The organism is Flavobacterium sp. TR2, from assembly GCF_025252405.1.
Lineage (GTDB): Bacteria > Bacteroidota > Bacteroidia > Flavobacteriales > Flavobacteriaceae > Flavobacterium.
The window spans coordinates 2958540-2977841 of sequence record NZ_CP104307.1 but is presented as its reverse complement, the minus strand read 5'-3'; the positions used below and the strand labels follow the sequence as shown (position 1 = coordinate 2977841).

13 protein-coding genes are annotated in these 19302 nt (G+C 34.7%); 4 read left to right on the top strand and 9 right to left on the bottom strand.

Annotation, left to right across the window (positions count from 1 at the left end; translation table 11 throughout):
- The first annotated feature begins 18 nt into the window (after positions 1-18).
- The 4 genes from N4T20_RS13125 (at position 19) to N4T20_RS13110 (ending at position 2545) form a co-directional block, all read left to right on the top strand.
- Positions 19-924 carry a hypothetical protein gene (locus N4T20_RS13125; protein ID WP_260669589.1) on the top strand — a complete coding sequence of 302 codons (906 nt, stop codon included), beginning with the start codon at positions 19-21 and terminating at the stop codon, positions 922-924.
- A 99-nt stretch (positions 925-1023) separates the two neighbouring features.
- Positions 1024-1698, top strand: a complete 675-nt coding sequence (locus tag N4T20_RS13120; RefSeq protein WP_260669588.1) for a YiiX family permuted papain-like enzyme — start codon at positions 1024-1026, stop codon at positions 1696-1698.
- A gap of 86 nt (positions 1699-1784) precedes the next feature.
- Positions 1785-2237, top strand: a complete 453-nt coding sequence (locus N4T20_RS13115; RefSeq protein WP_260669587.1) for a ubiquinone biosynthesis protein COQ4 — start codon at positions 1785-1787, stop codon at positions 2235-2237.
- A 5-nt stretch (positions 2238-2242) separates the two neighbouring features.
- Positions 2243-2545 (top strand): hypothetical protein, encoded by a 303-nt coding sequence (locus N4T20_RS13110; RefSeq protein ID WP_260669586.1) that lies wholly within the window; start codon positions 2243-2245, stop codon positions 2543-2545.
- A gap of 213 nt (positions 2546-2758) precedes the next feature.
- On the opposite strand, the gene N4T20_RS13105 is transcribed toward N4T20_RS13110, so the two are convergent.
- From N4T20_RS13105 to N4T20_RS13065, 9 genes are all read right to left on the bottom strand, one after another.
- Positions 2759-4150, bottom strand: coding sequence for a M20/M25/M40 family metallo-hydrolase (locus tag N4T20_RS13105; protein WP_260669585.1), 1392 nt, complete (start codon positions 4148-4150; stop codon positions 2759-2761).
- Between the two features lie 166 nt (positions 4151-4316).
- Positions 4317-6236 carry a discoidin domain-containing protein gene (locus N4T20_RS13100; protein ID WP_260669584.1) on the bottom strand — a complete coding sequence of 640 codons (1920 nt, stop codon included), beginning with the start codon at positions 6234-6236 and terminating at the stop codon, positions 4317-4319.
- A 32-nt stretch (positions 6237-6268) separates the two neighbouring features.
- Positions 6269-7042 carry a glycerophosphodiester phosphodiesterase family protein gene (locus tag N4T20_RS13095; RefSeq protein WP_260669583.1) on the bottom strand — a complete coding sequence of 258 codons (774 nt, stop codon included), beginning with the start codon at positions 7040-7042 and terminating at the stop codon, positions 6269-6271.
- A 90-nt stretch (positions 7043-7132) separates the two neighbouring features.
- Entirely contained in the window at positions 7133-9433 is a 2301-nt protein-coding gene (bglX, locus tag N4T20_RS13090; RefSeq protein ID WP_260669582.1) for a beta-glucosidase BglX, read from the bottom strand.
- Positions 9434-9526: 93 nt separating this feature from the next.
- Complete coding sequence (locus N4T20_RS13085; RefSeq protein WP_260669581.1) at positions 9527-10240, bottom strand: prolyl oligopeptidase family serine peptidase; 714 nt, start codon at positions 10238-10240, stop codon at positions 9527-9529.
- A 6-nt stretch (positions 10241-10246) separates the two neighbouring features.
- Positions 10247-11620: a glucoamylase family protein gene (locus N4T20_RS13080; RefSeq protein WP_260669580.1), complete on the bottom strand. Its 1374-nt coding sequence runs from the start codon at positions 11618-11620 to the stop codon at positions 10247-10249.
- 73 nt (positions 11621-11693) lie between these two features.
- Complete coding sequence (locus N4T20_RS13075; RefSeq protein WP_260669579.1) at positions 11694-13178, bottom strand: RagB/SusD family nutrient uptake outer membrane protein; 1485 nt, start codon at positions 13176-13178, stop codon at positions 11694-11696.
- A 4-nt stretch (positions 13179-13182) separates the two neighbouring features.
- Positions 13183-16212: a SusC/RagA family TonB-linked outer membrane protein gene (locus tag N4T20_RS13070; RefSeq protein WP_260669578.1), complete on the bottom strand. Its 3030-nt coding sequence runs from the start codon at positions 16210-16212 to the stop codon at positions 13183-13185.
- Between the two features lie 244 nt (positions 16213-16456).
- On the bottom strand, positions 16457-19201 hold the full coding sequence (locus tag N4T20_RS13065; RefSeq protein WP_260669577.1) for a LuxR C-terminal-related transcriptional regulator: 2745 nt from the start codon (positions 19199-19201) through the stop codon (positions 16457-16459).
- Positions 19202-19302: the final 101 nt, after the last annotated feature.

Sequence of the window (19302 nt, the reverse complement as noted above, 5' to 3'; positions counted from 1 at the left end):
TTATAATACTTAAGTTCTTTGAAAACAAAAATTTTATTTTTCTTACTGGCTTGTGTTTCTTTAAACGCATTTGCTCAGGAAGAAATACCTGTACAAAAATATGCTGCTCACAACAAAGGAAAATTCTTTGTAATGTGGGGCGGTAATAGAGAAAGCTACTCAAAATCTGACGTAAACTTTAGAGGTAAAGATTACAACTTTACTGTTGAGAATATGGCGGCTCATGATAAGCCAAAAGGATGGCACGTTGACTATATCAATCCTGCAAATATGACTATTCCTCAAACCAATTTGAGATTTGGTTATTTTTTTAGCGATCATTACAGCGTTACCATTGGTGTTGACCACATGAAATATGTAATGGCACAGAATCAAATTGCTAATGTTACTGGAAATATCAATTTACCATCAGACGATCCCGCGTCAATTTACAATGGCAATTACAACCATACTCCTGTTGATATGTCTCAAGGAGGAGCTAAAGAAGGAGGTTATGGTAATGGTGAAGTAAATGTAAATGGACCAGCTTTTTTAATGTACGAACATACAGATGGTTTAAATTACATTAATACTGAAGTTGCCAGATTTGATGATGTTTCTAAATGGTTTGGATTGCCAAATATTGACAAAGTTCAGATTAACTTAACCGAAGGTATTGGTGCTGGGGTTTTATATCCAAAAACCAATACTACAATTTTAGGTAAAGAACGCCACGATGATTTTCATGTTTCTGGCTATGGAGTTTCTGCAAAAGCAGGTCTTAATGTTACTTTTTTCAAGCATTTTTATGTGCAAGGAGAGTTAAAAGGAGGTTATATCAATATGCAGGATATTAAAACTACTACAAGTCCTGAGGATAAAGCTTCTCAGCACTTTACTTATTTCCAACGAATCATTGCTGTTGGAGGTATTTTCAGAATCTAATATTGCATAAAAATAGTTGTAAAAATAGCTGCCATTTTATTTGGCAGCTATTTTTTTTATTATTTACTTTGCAACTCAAAGTACTTTAAAATATACTTTATGAAAATTAAAAAATATCTATTCCCGATCATAACTTTCTTCTTAAGTTTTGGGTGCGCTCTATTTGTTGCGATAAAAGTTTTCCCAAACAATCCGTTTACAGGAACTAAAGAAGAAAAAACGGCTGCAAGTAAGTTTAAGGATGGAGATCTTATTTTTCAGACGTCAGAATCTAAACAATGCGAAGCAGTTCGAATTGCGACCCATTCTGAATTTTCTCATTGCGGCATTATTTATGACATAAACGGAAAATGGTTTGTTTTTGAAGCTGTTCAGCCAGTAAAGCTTACTCCGCTTGAAGACTGGATTAAACATGGAAAAGACAGCAAATATCTAGTAAAAAGATTAAAAGACGATAACGCTTTGAGTCCGCAGGTTTTACAGAAAATGAAAGATTACAGCCAACAGTTTGACGGCAAAGAATATGACGCTTATTTTGAATGGACTGACAACAGAATATATTGCTCTGAATTGATCTGGAAGATTTATAAAAATGCGGCAGGAATCGAATTATCTAAACTTAGGGAGCTGAAAGATTTTAATTTACAAGATCCAAGAGTTCAGAAAATACTGAAAGAACGTTACGGCAACGCAATTCCATTAGAAGAAAAAGTTGTTGCCCCTTCTGATCTTGCCGATTCTAATCTATTGAAAACAGTAGTAGACACTTATTAATATTTTAAAAAGCTGGTTCGAATTCAATCTAGCTTTTTTATTTGTTAATTAACTTTGAAATTCAAAGAACTTTTAAAACCATATTTATGAGAGATTATTTGATTGAAAAACTGTATGAATGTTCGAAAAAACCATATCAAAAATATTTCAAAAAGAATGAACCTTGGAATATTGATAAAACGCTTTTAATGGATTATCCTGAAGAAACCTTAGGATTTGGCTTGGGAAATTTTCTTTACAAAAACCATTTTGATATTCAGGAAAAACTAGAAGATCATGACATCATTCATGTCTTGACCAATACTGGAGTTTCAGTTTACGAAGAAATCGGTATGCAGTATTATCTGCTCGGAAATGGAAAGAAAAGCTTGTATCTGTTTATGGTTATAACAAGTGGAACTATATTTTATCCTAAACGCATGAGGTATTTCATTCAGCAGTATAAAAGAGGGAAAAAAGCACATTCATTTCATTATCTGGATTTTTCAAAAATGCTTTTTATGCCCGTTCAAACTATTCAGCAAACTTTTAAAATATAAAAATCATGAAAACAATTCATAAACCGTTTGAAGAAAAACAGTCTATTGAACTAGCTGTTGGAACATTTATAATCAGTACGATTCTGTTTATGTTTTATATTCTTTCAAATGCAAGTTCTATGGTTTTGGTTATTGCCTGGCCATTTGCTTTGGCGGCCATTGTAGTCAACACGATAATGTTTATTCATTTGATGGAAAAGTTCATCCATTTACCTCATCAGCGAAAAGATATTGGCATTAAAATTCTAATCTTGCTTTCCAATATCCCAATCTTATTTTTTTATTATTTGATTGTGATGAAGTTTTAAGCACAAAATTATCTAATTAATTATTGTAAAAAATATGTCGCCCCTCTGGGGCTTTATCAAATGCACAATTATTATATTCTATAAATATTTAATCCCTCTGGGATTTTGACTTGGCGCTTATTTTTTTTCTCTTCTTTATAATTATGATTTGATGACAAACAAAAAAGGCTGTCCAAAAATGACAGCCTATTCTATACATTGATTTTAAAAATCTTAATTTGCTTTCTTAGTTTCGATTCCGTTTTGATCTAACAAATACATCAAGGAAGTCATTGTTGCCGCTCCCAGCTCCAATTCTCTCTTGTTGATGGCATCAAATTTATCGTTTGCTGCGTGGTGATAATCGAAATAACGCTGAGAATCTGGTTTTAAACCTGCTTTTACAATTGCTTGTGAAGTTAGATGATTAATGTCTGAACCGGCATGGCCAATTGTAAAACTGTGCACCAAATAAGGCTCAAAAAGATCTTTGTAACCTTGTATCTTTTTCAGATTAGCATCGTCAGCTTCAATTGAAAATCCTCTTGGAGAAAATCCTCCTGAATCACTTTCTAAAGCAAAAATATGGTTCTCTTTGTTTTGTTTTGAGACCTCTTCGTATTTAGCGCCTCCTTTTCCTCCATTCTCTTCATTCATAAACAATACTACACGAATGGTATTTTTAGGCTTATAGTTTAAGTTTTTCAAAATACGAATCACTTCCATACTCTGCACTACTCCTGCTCCATCATCATGAGAACCGTCAGCTAGATCCCAAGAATCTAAATGTCCCCCAACAACCATAATGTTTTCTGGAGTTACGCTTCCTGTCAATTCGCCAATTACGTTATAAGACAATGCGTCTGGCAACGTTTCGCAAGATTGCTTGAAGTAAAATTTCAAAGCTGGATTTGCTTTTAAAGATTTGCTCAACAATTCTGCTCCATTTGTGCTGATTGCCGCTGTCGGAATGTATTGTGCTTTTGGCAAATCGCCATAGCTTTGAGCTCCAGTATGAGGAAAATCGTCTAAACGCAAATTCATAGAACGAACAATTGTTCCAACGGCTCCGAGTTTTGCCGCTTCTTTTGCTCCAGCGTATCTTTGGTCAACGCAAGCTCCATAAGAAGTAAAAGTTTCAATGTTTTCGGGGTTCATTGGTCTGTTGTAGAAAACGATTTTGCCTTTTACTTTATCGGCTCCAAGTTCAGCTAATTCTTTTATTCCCTGTACTTCGATTATTTCAGCTGTAAGACCTGTTTTTGGTGTCGCAACCGAACCTCCCAATGCGCAAATTGGCACATTGGTTTTTACTTTTCCGTCAAGGATATACGCTGTTTCTTTTTCGCCGCGAACCCAATGAGGCACCATAACTTCTTGTAAATATACTTTATCAAGCCCTAAGCTTTCCAGTTGTCTTTTAGTGTACTCAACTGCTTGTTCTGCACCTTTAGATCCAGACAAACGAGCGCCGATATCATTTGACAAATATTCTAGCCAAGTGTAGCATTTTGCTTCGGTTAAAGCTTTTTTGTAAAATAATTTGATGTTTTTTTCATCATTTGTCTGAGCAAAAGATGTCAATCCGTTTAAAACTAAAGCAGTTAAAAGAATCGTTTTTTTCATAGTTTCTGTAGTAATTTGGAGTTTAGCATACCAAAGGTATATTCGCAAAGGAACAAAATTATCGACATTTCTGAAGCCTTTTTCTTTACCTTTTCTCAAAAAAAAAGCTCCAATTGCAAATTCTTCAATTTGCAATCGGAGCTTTTACATATTTTATAAATAAAGATTATTTTACTTCTATAATCTTATTTTTTGTTCCAATACCATTTTCATTAAAAGGTTCGATAGTGAAATAGTATTTTGTCCCTTTATCCAAACCTCTAAAATCGTATGTATTATCGCCGTACACCATAATGCTGTTGTACAATTTATCAGGAGCAATTCCGTAATAAATGTTATAACCAATTGCATCTGTCTGCTTTTTCCATGAAATCATGGCATTTCGAGAATCTGCCTTGTTTCTGTCTACTTTAAAGGAAGCAACTGCTTTTGGTTTAGCCGCCAATCCGTTTCCAAAAACTCTAAAATCTGAAATTGCAAACAATCCAGAGGCATTATGGATGTTTTCCATTTTAATGTAACGCGCTTTAAACGGTTTTGTAAGCTCTACATAGTCGTGAGGTGCATCTTTATCATTTCTAGATTTATCAACCACCAAAGTCCAATTTTGAGCGTCATCAGACATGAATATTTTGTATTGATAATAAATGTCCATCGCTTTATTAAACTGTGTTGCTTTATGATCTGCATAGTTTATTTGCAACGCATTGATTTCCATTTGCCTTCCTAAATCCATTTGAAGCCATTCGCCCGGATTGCTTGTTTTAGCAGACCAATAGGTTTGAATGTTTTCGTCTGTTAGATTTTCAGGTCCGTAACAGAATTTCTCATATACTTTTTTACCTCCATGATCCATTCTGTGCGTTTCAACTTCCATGCATTCTTCAGAAGACGAAACTGTTACTGGCTTTTTATACGACAGGAGCATCCATCCAGACGAAGCGCCTTTTGTCTGATCGCGCTCGCTTGTAGGCAGCACAATTGGAAAATCTCCATAAGCTGTAATAGAATACATGACATCATCTTTGTCAAATCCGGCAGGAAACATATCAATACGGCGCTCAAAACGATCTTTTATTGAAATTTTGCACGTTCCAGTATTCCAGTAATTGCCGTAATTATCTGCAAAAGTGTTTCCGTGTCCAGCACCAATCACAAATCCGCCTGGCTTATAAGACATCGGATTGTGTTTTTGGTATGTAAATGGCCCTAACGGATTATCTCCAACGTGAACACCATTTGCATAACCTTTAAATTCGGTTGCAGGCGCTCCATATTGCATATAATATTTTCCGTTGTGTTTGGTCATCCAAGCGCCTTCAATAAAGTTACCCCACGGTGCTGGTTCCATATCGTTGTTTGGTCCAAAACGCTCCCAGCCATGTGCTGAAGGTTCTAAAACGGCAACTTCTTTAATTTGACCGTAAGGTTTCTGAATATCTTCAACCTCAGTGGCTTTGTACAGCGTTGCATAATCTGCCTGATTCCCTTTTGGAAGCCAAGTTTTATAATCTACCTCAACCCCTACAAGCGGTAATTTCCCGCTTGATCCGTAATACATATAGACTTTTTTGTCATCGTCTTGAAAAATCGCCGGATCCCAAGTAGGCAGCATTGCTTTGTCTACGTGGCGTGTCCATCTTCCTGATTTTGGGTCAGCAGTTTTCCAAATCGGATGATCTCTCTTCCAAGTTGAACCTACATAAAATAAAGTGTCATTTACAACCCAAGCTGCTGGAGCACATTGATCGTCATCGCCCGGCTGTCTTTGGAAGCTTCCGTAAACAAAATTCCAATCTGACATATCTTTGCTCCAAAAGAAACCTGCCTGATTTGTCGCAAATAAATAATATTCGCCTTTGTAAGTAATAATTACAGGATCGGCACTAGAACGGCGCGATTCTGGAATTCCGTTATGATTATGGGTAGTGAAATTGTATCCAATATTTATAGGATTACAATAGGTTGTTGCGGGTCTGCTGGGATCAAACCATTCTGTCTTGCCAGAATTTTGTGCCGAAAGACCGCTTCCGAAAAGCATCGAAAGCAATACAATAGACGAGAGTTTTTTACATATCTTTTTCATGGTTAGATTTTCTGAGAAATTGGGTTTTGTCCTTACTTTTTAAGTTTTTTTCTCTCCTTTAAAAGTTCGGGTTCGTTTGTAGTAATGTAATTGAATTGGTGCGCAATGAGCCAATCCATGTCTTTCGCCTCATTAACGGTCCAAGCATTTAAAATCACTTTATTGTCCTTTGCTTCCTGAATCCATTCTGGATGTTTTTGAAAGACTGAATAATGATAATCTACTCCGTTAATTTTATCTGCTTTGACTTCTTTTGGAGATTTATTTCCTTCTAAATACTGCAGAGAAGTTTTAGAATCTATTTCTCTGATTTTCTTTAGAATATCATAATCAAAACTGATGTAGCAGGTATTTTTATCGGCTTTTAATTTTTTAATGGTTTCGACTGCTGCTACACCCGTTTTTTGTCCTCTTTCTTTACTTATTTCTGATGGTTTTATTTCGCAAACCAAAAGTGTGTGTTTATTGTTTCTCATTCCTTCTGAAATGTATTCACGAAGGGTTGGCAATTTTTCTCCGTTAGAAAGCTTAAACTTTATCAAATCTGCATAATTTGTTTCTTCAATTAGCAGTTTGTTGTAATGCGCATCGTGGTTGATCACAAGCGAATCATCTGCTGTTCTCCAAACGTCAAACTCTGATCCCGGCAATTTTAAATCAATGGCGTGTCTTAATGATGCGATTGAATTTTCAGGAAGATTATTCTTTTTCCAAGCTCCTCGATGTGCCACTATTGCATTTTTTTGTGCATAACTAGACGAAAAAGCAATAAGACAAACGGCACTAAATATTTTAAAAGTATTCATACAATCGTAGTTTAAAAATTACAAAAAGGTCTTTCGGTTTAGAAAAAAAGCCCTCCAAACGAAGGGCTTTTCACTAATCAAATAAACCAACTATTTAGTTAACTCAAAACTAACTTTCTTATCGGCGTTTGAATTTCCTCCAACAAAAATATCAAACTGCCCAGGCTCTGCTACAAATTGCAAATCAGAGTTATAGAATTTTAAATCTTCAACAGTAATGTCAAAACTTACGGTTTGTTTCTCACCTTTTTTAAGTGCTATTTTTTGGAATCCTTTTAGCTCTCTTACTGGTCTTGTTACCGAACCAACTAAATCTCTAATGTATAATTGAACCGTTTCTTTTCCGTCAAAATTTCCAGTGTTTGTTACATCAACAGTTACTTTCAATTTTCCAGATGCATTCATTTTATCTGAAGAAATTTTCAAGTTTGAGTAATCGAAAGTAGTGTAGCTTAAACCAAATCCGAATGGAAATAAAGGCTCGTTTCTTTCGTCAATATAATTTGATCTAAATTTTTCGAATTTACCTTCTGTGTTAGAAAGCGGTCTTCCTGTATTTTTGTGTGCATAGTAAATTGGCAATTGACCAACGCTTCTTGGGAAAGTTGAAGTCAATTTTCCTGAAGGGTTTACGTCTCCAAACAATACGTCAGCGATAGCATAACCAGCTTCTGTACCGGCAAACCAAACGTTTAAGATTGCAGGAACTGTTTTTTCTTCGTCAGTAATTACCAACGGACGTCCGTCAAATAAAACTAAAACAACTGGTTTTCCTGTTTTCAATAAAGCGTTTAATAAATCTTTTTGCGCTTGTGGAATTTCTAAGTTTGTACGGCTGCTTGATTCTCCGCTCATTTCAGCAGATTCTCCCAAAGCTGCTACAATTACATCTGACTGTTCTGCTACTTTTAAAGCTTCTGCCAATAATTCTTCTTTTGTACGAGCATCACGGTGTAATGTCTTACCGAACATTGTTGCATTCGTTTCAAAAGTTTCATCGTAATCTAAATTGCTTCCTTTAGCATATAAAACTTTAGTTCCAGCTCCAGCAACTTCTTTGATACCTCTCAATAATGAAACGGCATTTTCCATTTTTGTAGCCACACTCCAAGTTCCTGGCATATTTTCTTTAGCGTCTGCCAATGGACCGATCAAGCCAATTGTTCCAGATTTTTTAAGCGGCAACAACTGATTTTGGTTTTTTAATAATACTAAAGATTGTGCTGCAATTTCACGTGCTTCTTTTCTGCTGTCTGTAGTGAAAATTTCAGTTTTAGCTCTTTTTTCATCACAGTATTTGTATGGGTCTTGGAACAATCCTAAATCGTATTTTGCTTCTAGAATAAGTTTTACAGCATTATCGATAGTTTCGATTTTTACTTTTCCTTCGTCTAAAGATTTTTTCAAAGTTCCTAAGAAACCTTCTCCAACCATATCCATTTCAACTCCTGCATTTAAAGCCAAAGCTGAAACTTGCTGTAGATCTCCCATTCCGTGAGGAATCATTTCAGGAATACCTGTAAAATCTGTTACTACAAATCCTTTGAACCCCCATTGTTTTCTTAAAACATCTGTCATTAACCATTTGTTTCCAGTTGCAGGAATTCCGTCAACTTCGTTGAAAGAAGCCATTACAGATCCTACACCTGCGTCAACTGCTGCTTTGTACGGAGGAAAATAATCGTTAAACATTCTGATGTGGCTCATGTCTACGGTGTTGTAATCACGTCCAGCTTCTGGAGCTCCGTATAATGCGAAGTGTTTAACGCAAGCTAAAATTGAATTGTTTTTAGAAAGATCGCGCTGCTGGTAACCGTTTACCATCGCTTTTGCAATTTGGCTTCCTAAGTACGGATCTTCTCCTGAACCTTCAGAAACTCTTCCCCATCTTGGGTCACGAGAAATGTCAACCATTGGAGAGAATGTCCAGTTGATTCCGTCTGCACTCGCTTCTTTTGCCGCAATTTGAGCACTTCTTTCGATTAAGCCCATATCCCAAGTACAAGACAATCCAAGCGGAATTGGAAATGTTGTTTCGTAACCGTGAATTACATCCATACCAAAAAGCAATGGAATTTTCAAACGGCTTTTCTCAACAGCAATTTTCTGTACTTCTTTAATTTTTTGAACTGATTTAATGTTGAACAAACCGCCCACTTTTCCTTCAGCAATATTTTTTGCCACATTTGAGCTGCTTGCCTGACCTGTTGTTATGTCTCCAGATGTTGGCAAATTTAACTGGCCCAATTTCTCGTCTAAAGTCATTTTTGACATTAATTCCGCCACAAATTCAGACTTTGGTTTAATTTTCACTGTATTTTTAGCTGGCTTTTTTTGGGCATAACCCAAAACAGCGCATCCTAAAAAAAGTAAGACTAATTTGTTTTTCATGTGTATTTAATATTTGTTTTTAATCGGAACATGGAATCGCTTTTCTTCGTTTAGTTATTTATTTGAATCAAAGCGATTTCATTCTATTCTTTATTATTTGTTTGTATTCGTTTTCTTCTGCTGCAGCATCCAATCGTAGATTGCTGCATTATCATAAACTCTTGTCCAGCTGTCATGATTTGCGTCATCAAAAATGGTCAGCTTTACATCTTTGGCATTGCATTTTTTCAATTCTTTGTAAATCGTGATCGCATAGTTTACGTTTACCACATCATCGAGTAAACCGTGGAAAATTCTGGTTGGAATATTGGCTATTTCACAAGCGTGTTCTAACTGAATCAAATCTACAAAGCCAGCGACAGGTACATTTGCGGCAAATAGATCTGGATGTGCAAAAGCCAAATTCCAAGAAGCCCAACCTCCTGAGCTCAAACCAGTAACATAAATTCTTTCTGAATCAATTTTGTTTTCTTTCTGAATTTTTACAATCAGCTGGTAAATTGATTCTATATCCCAATTTTCATCTTCTTTACACTGCGGAGCCAAAACATAAGCGTCTAACTCATGCGTTTTCAGGTATTTTAAAGGACCATTAATTTTTACTTTTTCAAGATCGGTGCCTTTTTCTCCATCACCAGAAATAAAGACTATTAATGGCTTTTTCTCCTTCGTATTAGCCGGTTTGTGCAATACATAACCCAACTCATATTTAGACATTATAACTGTATTAATTTTGCCACTAGTTTCGTTTTGTCCCAAAACGGCTATCGAAAACAATAGAAATACAAATGCCAATTTATTTTTCATAGCGCCTTAAATTCCGTATTTACCAGATTTGAATCCAAGTTTTGTTAAACCTTGTTTTACTTCTGGCGCGTTCATAAACAGCTTCCACAATAATCCTGTTCTGTAATTTTCGATCATTACAACTTCTGGCCCTTGATCAATTGCTAAATAGCGTTTTGCCACCCATTTATTGCCTAAACTTAAAGCATCATAAAAACCGGCATCGCCCCAAGTTTCTTCTTTATGGTTTTCGTATAAGTTTCTAATCAAAGCCATCGATTCTTTTGGCGTATAAACAATAGAACTGATTGCTGCTGTTGGCGAAATCACGCCTTGATCATTGCTTGGCATATGCGCGTTGTACCCAATAGAGCCGTCAGGATTTCTTGAATACGATGCTGTTAATCCCCAGTATTCAGGGCCATAGCCCGCATTTTTGTTTGGGTTTTCAACGCAATATTGATAATTGATTTTGGTCTGATTTACATTTAAGTCCCAATAATTAGCGTATTTATCGCTTAATTGGTTCGGATCTAAACCTACATAAGAATAGTGTGCCCAGAATAACGGACCTCCAAATTCTTCTGCTCCATTGTGCTTTAAAATAAGCGGTATATTGTATTTTGTTTTTGAAGAAACAATGCCTCCGCTTCTCGCCCACCCTTCATGATACGCTTTTGCATCAATAGTATGAGTTGGAGAAGATGCTGCCATTACGTACATGATAAGGCACTCATTGTACCCTTGTAACGGAAAATTCATCTGCCAAGCATAGTTTGGCGACCAGTGCCAGTATAAGACGTTTTTGTTGTTTGTGTACCATTGCCAGTCAACACCTTTCCAAAGAGCATCATATTTTTGAGCTACAGCTTTTTCTTTTTCAGAACCATCTTTAAGATATTCACGAACGGTAATCATTCCTGCAACCAAAAATGAGGTTTCGACTAAATCTCCTCCGTTATCTTTGGTTCCAAAAGGTTTTACTTTTCCTGTATTTCCGTCAATCCAATGAGACCATGCCCCATGAAAACGATCTGCTTTGCCTAAAAAATCTGCAATTTTGTTAAGACGCTCTACGCCTTGATCTTTGGTAATATAACCTTGAGACATTCCTGAAACAAGTGCCATTAACCCAAAACCTGAGCCTCCTGTTGTTACGATATTCGAATCGTTTTCAGGATAAACTCCATCTGGATGATAGCGTTCTCTGGCTAATCCAGAATTTGGTTCTGCGTAATCCCAGAAATATTTAAATGTTTGTTTTTGAACAGCATCTAAAAGCTGTTCATCTGTTAATGTCGTAACGTCAGAAGTATTTTCCTGTACAATTTCTTTCGATTTATCTTTCGAACCACAACTAAAAAAAGCAAAAGCTAAAAATAAAACTGAAATTCTAACCATTATGATAATTTAAGATTTTTATAAAATAATCACTTCCTTCAGATTTGCTGAAGGAAGTGATTTCTGAGAATTTTTAATTGTATCCAGGGTTTTGAGAAGACATTCCTTCAGACACCAAAATAAATGATGCTGGAATTGGGAATAATTCATTTTTACCTACTGTAAATACTTTTCCATTAGGGAAAGCGGCACTCTTATCTGCTGCGAAAGCATCTTTTGCCTGACCTGTTCTAACTAAATCAAAGAATCTGTCAAATTCGAAAGCCAATTCAACTCTTCTTTCTTTCCAGATTGCAGTTCTAACAGCATCTTGAGAAACTGCTGGAGTATCACCTAATCCTGCTCTATGTCTGATTCTGTTTAATAACGGTATAGCTTCAGAAGTCTGTCCTAATTCATTTAAAGCTTCAGCTTTCATTAATAATACCTCAGCATATCTTAAGTATTTAATGTTAGCATCTGTTTCCCAAGCGCTTGTGTAAGCTGAAGAATAAGCTTTGAAATTATATCTCGGGTTAGGATCGTTTTCACTTACAACAGGAATTACTCTTCCGTCATATAAAGTTGTGCCTCTAAAAATAATAGTAGCATCTTTTCTAACATCTCCTGCTTCATAAGCATTTACCAAACTTTGAGATGGCTGATTGAATCCCCATCCCCATGCATCACGAACACCTTGAGTATTAGAATATCCTTGAATTCCACGAGCAGGTACAGCACCATTTCCGTTTATTTCAAAAATAGATTCTCCATCATTTTCTCCTTCTAATCTGAACATTTTAGCATAATCTGGAGAAATAACGTATCCAGTAACCAGGTTACAATTATCTATAACACTTTGCCATTTTTTCTGATACAAACTTACTTTTGCCAATAAAGCATAAGCAGCACCTTTTGAAGCTCTAGCTTTTTCGTCTGATGAATATTGCGATTTGTTTGGCAAAACTGCAGCTGCTTCAGTTAAGTCTTTTTCGATAAAAGCATAAACTTCTGCCGCACTTTTACGTGTTAACTGCATTGCTTTATCTTCTGCAGATAATGGAATTTTTGAAATATGATCTACAATAGGAACTCCTCCGTAACATTTTACTAAAGTAAAGTACATGAAAGCTCTTAAAAATTTTGCTTCTGCCATTAATCTATCTCTTAATGCAGGATCAGCTTTATCTAATTTTGGCAAAATTTCTAATGCTTGATTACATCTATTGATTCCATCATAGTTAGCATTAAATGTACTTTCTGCAGATGGGTTTGATGCATTGTAAGTTAAAGCATCCAAAACATCTTTATCTGTACCTGTATCACTTGGAGTTGAACCTTTGTCTGCATCATCAGATGTGATACTTGCCAATCCAATCCATCCGAATGAACTCATATCCCAGTCTAAAAATTTACTGTAGATTGAGGTAACGAAGCTTTTAGCTCCACTGTCATTATTAAGCAGCTCCATATCATCAGTAGAAATGGTTTCAGTTTGCTTAACATCTAGGTAATCATCAGCACACCCTGTAAAAGTAAATGCTGCTAACACGAAGATTGATATATATATCTTTTTCATAATATTAAAATTTTAAATTAGCACCAATTACAAATGATCTTAATGTTGGGTACGCATCCAATTCAATTCCTTGAAGTTTATAAGGATCTCCGTCTGCATTTAACTCAGGAGAGAATCCAGAAAATTTCTGTGTAATGAATGGGTTGATCGCATTAAAATAAATTCTGCAAGAACTAATGAATTGATCACCTCTTAAAGGAAGTTTATATCCTACAGTAATGTTGTTAATTCTAAAGAAATCTGCAGATTCCATATAGTAAGTTGAAGCAACTGGAACTGTATTAAATGGTCTTGGATTTTGTGAAGTTGTATTTGATGGTGTCCAATAATCATTAGTCATAGAAGCTTCAATATTTTCACCTCCAAAACGTTGCGCTTTTTTACCATTGTAAACTTTTGCTCCACCAGTACCATATCCGTCAACAGAGAAATCAATGTTTTTGTAAACCAATCCTAAAGAAACTCCGTAGTTAACTTTTGGCAAAATTGAACCTACATATTTTTTATCTTCAGTTGCTGATAAAGCATCTTGTGTTACTTTATTTCCTGCTGCATTATAATAAAGCATATTTCCGTTTGCTGGATCTACACCTGCGTACTCATATAGGTAAAAACTACCTAATGGCTGGCCAATTGAGTTGTTGTATAACAATTTAGTATCTTGTCCGTTTCCTAAATTACCTCCAATAACCTGAGATAACGAAACATCTTTTAAACTTGTAAGTTCGTTTTTATTGTGAGAGAAGTTACCTCCAACCCAGTAGCTTAAATCGTCTGTAATTTTATCATCCCAACGTAAAGAAACCTCATAACCTTTGTTTGAAACTTCACCAACATGAGAAGGAGAAGCTGTTGTAATTCCAGAAGTCGGATAAGGTTTTACATATAAAATTACGTTATCAGTGTTTTTATTGTACACATCAAAAGATCCTTTCAATCTGCTATCTAAAAATTCGAAATCAACACCAGCTGAAGATTCTTCTGTAATTTCCCATGTTAAAGTAGGGTCAATTTGAGAAGTGATACTTGTTCCTTCGTATAAAATTGAACCACCTAAATAACTGTTTAATCCAGAATTATAACTTTGGCTATTTAATGGCACATTTTGGTTACCCAATTTACCCCAGCTTCCTCTTAATTTGATTAAATCTACTCCTTTAATTTCAGACAAGAAGTTTTCTTTAGTCATAATCCATCCAAGACCTACAGATGGGAAAGTTCCCCAACGGTAATCTTTTGCAAAGTTTGAAGATCCGTCACGTCTAATAGTTCCAGTTACTAAGTATCTGTCCATTAATTTATATTGAACACGTCCAAAATAAGAAGCTAATTTACTCTCGTTGAATACGATATCTTGTAAATTTGTAACAGTACCAGAATAATCTACACCTTTAGCATCTTTTGCATTATATAAAGACCAATAGTTAGAATCTGGACTTACATTCTTTCTTGTAATAACTAATTTTTGTCTAGGACCTTTTACAGAAGTTTCGATACCTGCCGTTAATTCAACATCATGAATTTTTCCAAATACTTTATTATAAGTCAAATAGTTAGACAAGTTCCAGTTAAAATACTCCTCTCTACCTCTAGTTAGTAAATTGATAGGGTCTGTACTTGAATAATCAGCATCTTTACGAGTTGGATTAGCAGCTAACCAAACATTTTTAGTATCCTCAAAATTGTAATTTTTCCAAGTATAGTATTCACCATTAAATTGTGAAGTAAACTTTAAACCATCTAAGATTTCGTAATCCAATTTCACACCACCTTGAAGTGTTATACTTCTTTGTTCTTCATTGTAGAAATCTAATTGAGCTACAGGATTTCCAACATTATTAAAAGATGTACCGGTTGGGCTTGCTACTCCGCTTGCATCAGCAAAAGGTGCTCCATACTGGCCATTTGCAAAATGAACAGGAACAATTGATGATTGTTTGTATGCGTTTGTAAATGCACTCAATGGTTTTGGCGTAGAATTAGCTGATGTAAAGCTAAAGTTTTGATTAATAGTAACTTTTTTAGAAAGTTTGAATTCATTATTATTTCTAAAACTTGTACGGCTATAGTCTAAACCGTTAAGGATCGCTTTTTCCTGATAGTTACCTGCACTGAAAAAGTATTTAACATTTTCTGAAGCACCAGAAATTGAAATATTGTTTTGAGTATACGTACCAGTTCTTGTAATTTCATCAAACCAGTTTGTATTAACAGGCTGATTTGTAGAGAATCTGTTTGTTCCTAAAGCAGCATTTGTATAGCTAGCATATTGATTTGCATCGGCCATTTTAACTTTCTTAAGCGGTGTTCTAACACCACCAAAACTTTCAACTTCTACAGAAACTTTGTCTCCTTTACCTTTTTTAGTAGTAATAATGATAACCCCATTTGCTGCTCTTGTACCATAAATAGCAAGAGATGAAGCATCTTTAAGAATTTCATAAGACGTAATATCATTTGTATTAATGTTGTTGATGTTTTCAGTAGGCATTCCATCAACAATGTACAAAGGATTTCTTCCTCCTAATGCAGTACCTAAACCTCTAATTACTACAGAAGGTGTGCTTCCTGGAGCATCTGACGAAGTAACCTGAACTCCGGCAGCTTTACCTTGAATAGCTTGAGAAGCATTCATTACTTTTGTTCTGGTAACATCTTCTGCTTTTAATGAAGTAATTGCCGAAGTATTATCAATTTTCTTTCTGGTTCCGTAACCAATAACAACCACTTCTTTTAAGGCTGTATCGCCAGCTTCTTTTAAAGTGATCTTCATGTCTCCTGCAGTTGCTGGAATAGAAACTGAGTCGAAACCAAGCATGGAGATTTTTAAGGTTTCTCCAACTTTAGCATTAATGGTAAAATTACCATCGAAGTCAGCATCAGCAGTAGTTCTAGATTCTGAAGCACTAATAATTGCTCCCGGAACTCCCATTCCACTACTGTCTACTACTTTTCCTTTGATTGCTTGCGCTTGCCCCATCATATATGTAGGCAGCAACAAGAGCGCTAAAAAGCTAAAAATAAAATTTTTCATACAGTACGTAATCGTTTAAGTTAGTGGAGCCAAATTAAGCAATTACAACGTTGTAGTACATCAAATACCACTACAGCATAGCTACATCATTATGTTAAAATTTAACGTTATTACAATGATTATCAAATAGATAAATGTTAAATAAAATGCTTTAACATATCATTATGATGTAGTAATGATGTATCGTAATTATATAAAAAATGATACGGAAAAATATAAATTCTTTAAAAAATAAAATCAAATCTTACAGACTTAATAAAAACTTTGACAGGTTTTCGTCCTGAGTAAGATTTAGCTTCTTTCTCAAACGATACCTGTGCAATTCTACGCCTCTAAATGAGATATTCATCATAGGAGCAATTTCTTTAGAAGAAAGATTCATTTTAAGGTAAACACACAACTTTATATCCTTTGGAGTCAAGTGCGGATATTTTTTGGATAGATTAATAATAAACTCGTTATGGATTTGATTCAAATTGGTTTCAAAAGTTTCCCATTCGTGTTTATTTACTTCATTAATCTTAATTGCTTTTCTAATTTCATTTTTAAGTTTGCCAAAATCTTTTTCAGTTTCCAAAATACCTTGAATTTTATCAATCATTTCTGTCTGCTTGGCAATTGATAATGATTTGCCCGCCACTTCAGAAGATTTTGCCTGCAATTCTAGCTCCAAAATGTGTTTTTCGTATTCCTGTATATTGAGTTCATTTTCTTTCTTCAATTCCATCTCAAGAATTTCTCTCTGATGTTTTAATTCTTCAGCCTGCAATTTTAATTTCTGCATATAACGGAATTTGTTCCATTTATAATAGAAAAATAAAACGGCTCCTATAACAAGAAAATAGAGCAGAATCATCCAGAAAGAAAAATACCATGGTTGTGCCACTTTAAATTTATAGAATGCAACTTTGTCATATGTCGCACCATCGTGTTTAAATATTTCTACCGTATGATAGCCGCTGCTTAAATTATTCAAAACGATCGATCCCTCTGAGATGGCAAGAAAATCTTTGTCTTTATCTATTTTATAAAATAAATTTGGTTTGCTTGCTCCGTAAATTCCAGAGATCACATTAATCTTTAATTCGGTATTAAATTTAATTTTCTCTTCGTTTGGCGTTAAAACATCATTATTAAATGCTTCGACTTTTACTCCTGAATTTTGTTTGTTTTCATATTGGAGTTTAAGCGAAATAAATCCGTCATCTAGATTAAATAAATAATAATTGTCTTTCTTGAAAATTCTTAGATTCTCATTAATCAATTTTCCTTTATAATATTTCTCTTGAATAATATTCCAGACAAACTTGTTTCCTTGGGCATAAATATGATACAAGATTCCGTTTTGCAAAACCATAAAATGATCTTCGTCTATAGACACCACATCGGTTACATTCTTGAAACTTGTATTGAACAATTCATTTTCTTCCAATTTATTGGATATAGAATTATAAGTGTACCAAGAATCATTAATTAGAAAAAGTATTTCTTTTCTAAATTCAAAAATCTTAATGCCAAAATCGTTTTGAATTTTACTCTGCTGGGTAACATTTTCAACCTTTAGCGTGTTATAGTTGTCATCTAGCAGAACACGATACAAACCACGGTAATTGTCTGCCGCCCAAATTTCATTTTTTTTGTTTTGAGCCACATACTTTATGGGTTTTGCCAAATCTTTGATGATTTTATAATGAGACATATTTGATGGATCATCATAAACCAAAATGCCGCTATAGGTAGACTGAAAATAAGTATTGTTGATACTGCTTTTAGACATATTCCAGCCGCCGCTGACACCATTTATTTTGGTCAGCGTACCATTTTCGTATGAAAAAGTTCCGTCATTATGGCCAATAATATATTTTCCGTCAATTAGAGAGATGTTCCAGCCCTGCCCTTGCGTATTAGGCATCATGTTGAATTTTCCAGCGCTGTATTCAAAAATTCCATGATTAGAAGCAATTAGATACCCTTTATTAATTGCTGCCACCGCATACACAGATCCTAAAATTCCCGAATTATCGTAAAAGAACGAAATTGGAGAATTAACCTCAACGTGCGCAATACCGTTGTCTAAACCAACCCAAAGATCATTTTCTTTATCCAATCCTAAACTTAAGACCGAATTGTTCATTAAAACATTGTCGCGTTCAATATTTTTATAGGAATTATTTTTTAAGTCTAAAATGAATATTCCGCGGTTTCCAGTTCCGACAATCAGCTTATCATTTTTGACAAATTTTGCCACATTTATTGTTGCCGATTTTAGAGTTTCATTTATTGGATGTTCCCAGCTCTTTAATCCATTTTTTTCTACAATAAAAACACCTTTTTTCTGCGTAAAAATATAGGTTCTGTTTTGAAACTTTTCAATGGCGTGAACAACAGTATTTTTTAAAACGCCCCATCCTTTTGGATTGGCAATGTGCTTGCCATTCATTTTAAAAATTCCATCCCTTACCGAAGCAACATATAAATTTTCATCTACTCCAAAACAATACGAAATAAGAAAAGGGAACTTAATTTTCTTAATCTTTTTTCCGTTATAAATAAAAACATCATTAAAAGACTGAAAATAGAGAGAACCATTAAACCTAAATATTTTCCAGATTTCTTCATTATCCTTTTCATCAAATAATCTGAGATTTTTGGTAATCGAGACATAATGCATAGTTCCGTCTTTTCTATACCAATAACCAAACTCTTTGTAAGATCCTGAATAGATTTTATCGCCTTCAATCAAAATAGATCGAATAATGGTTTTGTTCGGAAGTGTATATTTTTCCCATTTTACTCCGTCGTAACGAAGCAAATAGTGATTATTGGCAAAATACATTGCATTGTCATTACCCTGCACCACATTCCAAATCTGATTATCTCCCTGATAATCTGATTTGCTATAATTTTCGACAAAAGGAAGTAATTCTTGGGCTTGAAGCTGTAAAGCGATGAAAAAGAAGAAAACGGTTTTAAAAAGTATCGATTTCAAGATGTTATTTTTTGAATTCAAAGATACTGACAAAAAACTTAAACTGAAAGCATAAAAAAGGCTCCCAAAGGAAGCCTATAGTTAAGTTTAAGATAAAACTT

Excerpts from the sequence above, each read along its gene's own strand:
- N4T20_RS13120 (WP_260669588.1), top strand. The coding sequence starts at position 1,024 with ATGAAAATTAAAAAATATCTATTCCCGATCATAACTTTCTTCTTAAGT.
- N4T20_RS13115 (WP_260669587.1), top strand. The coding sequence starts at position 1,785 with ATGAGAGATTATTTGATTGAAAAACTGTATGAATGTTCGAAAAAACCA.
- N4T20_RS13110 (WP_260669586.1), top strand. The coding sequence starts at position 2,243 with ATGAAAACAATTCATAAACCGTTTGAAGAAAAACAGTCTATTGAACTA.
- N4T20_RS13105 (WP_260669585.1), bottom strand. The coding sequence starts at position 4,150 with ATGAAAAAAACGATTCTTTTAACTGCTTTAGTTTTAAACGGATTGACA.
- N4T20_RS13100 (WP_260669584.1), bottom strand. The coding sequence starts at position 6,236 with ATGAAAAAGATATGTAAAAAACTCTCGTCTATTGTATTGCTTTCGATG.
- N4T20_RS13095 (WP_260669583.1), bottom strand. The coding sequence starts at position 7,042 with ATGAATACTTTTAAAATATTTAGTGCCGTTTGTCTTATTGCTTTTTCG.
- bglX (WP_260669582.1), bottom strand. The coding sequence starts at position 9,433 with ATGAAAAACAAATTAGTCTTACTTTTTTTAGGATGCGCTGTTTTGGGT.
- N4T20_RS13085 (WP_260669581.1), bottom strand. The coding sequence starts at position 10,240 with ATGAAAAATAAATTGGCATTTGTATTTCTATTGTTTTCGATAGCCGTT.
- N4T20_RS13080 (WP_260669580.1), bottom strand. The coding sequence starts at position 11,620 with ATGGTTAGAATTTCAGTTTTATTTTTAGCTTTTGCTTTTTTTAGTTGT.
- N4T20_RS13075 (WP_260669579.1), bottom strand. The coding sequence starts at position 13,178 with ATGAAAAAGATATATATATCAATCTTCGTGTTAGCAGCATTTACTTTT.
- N4T20_RS13070 (WP_260669578.1), bottom strand. The coding sequence starts at position 16,212 with ATGAAAAATTTTATTTTTAGCTTTTTAGCGCTCTTGTTGCTGCCTACA.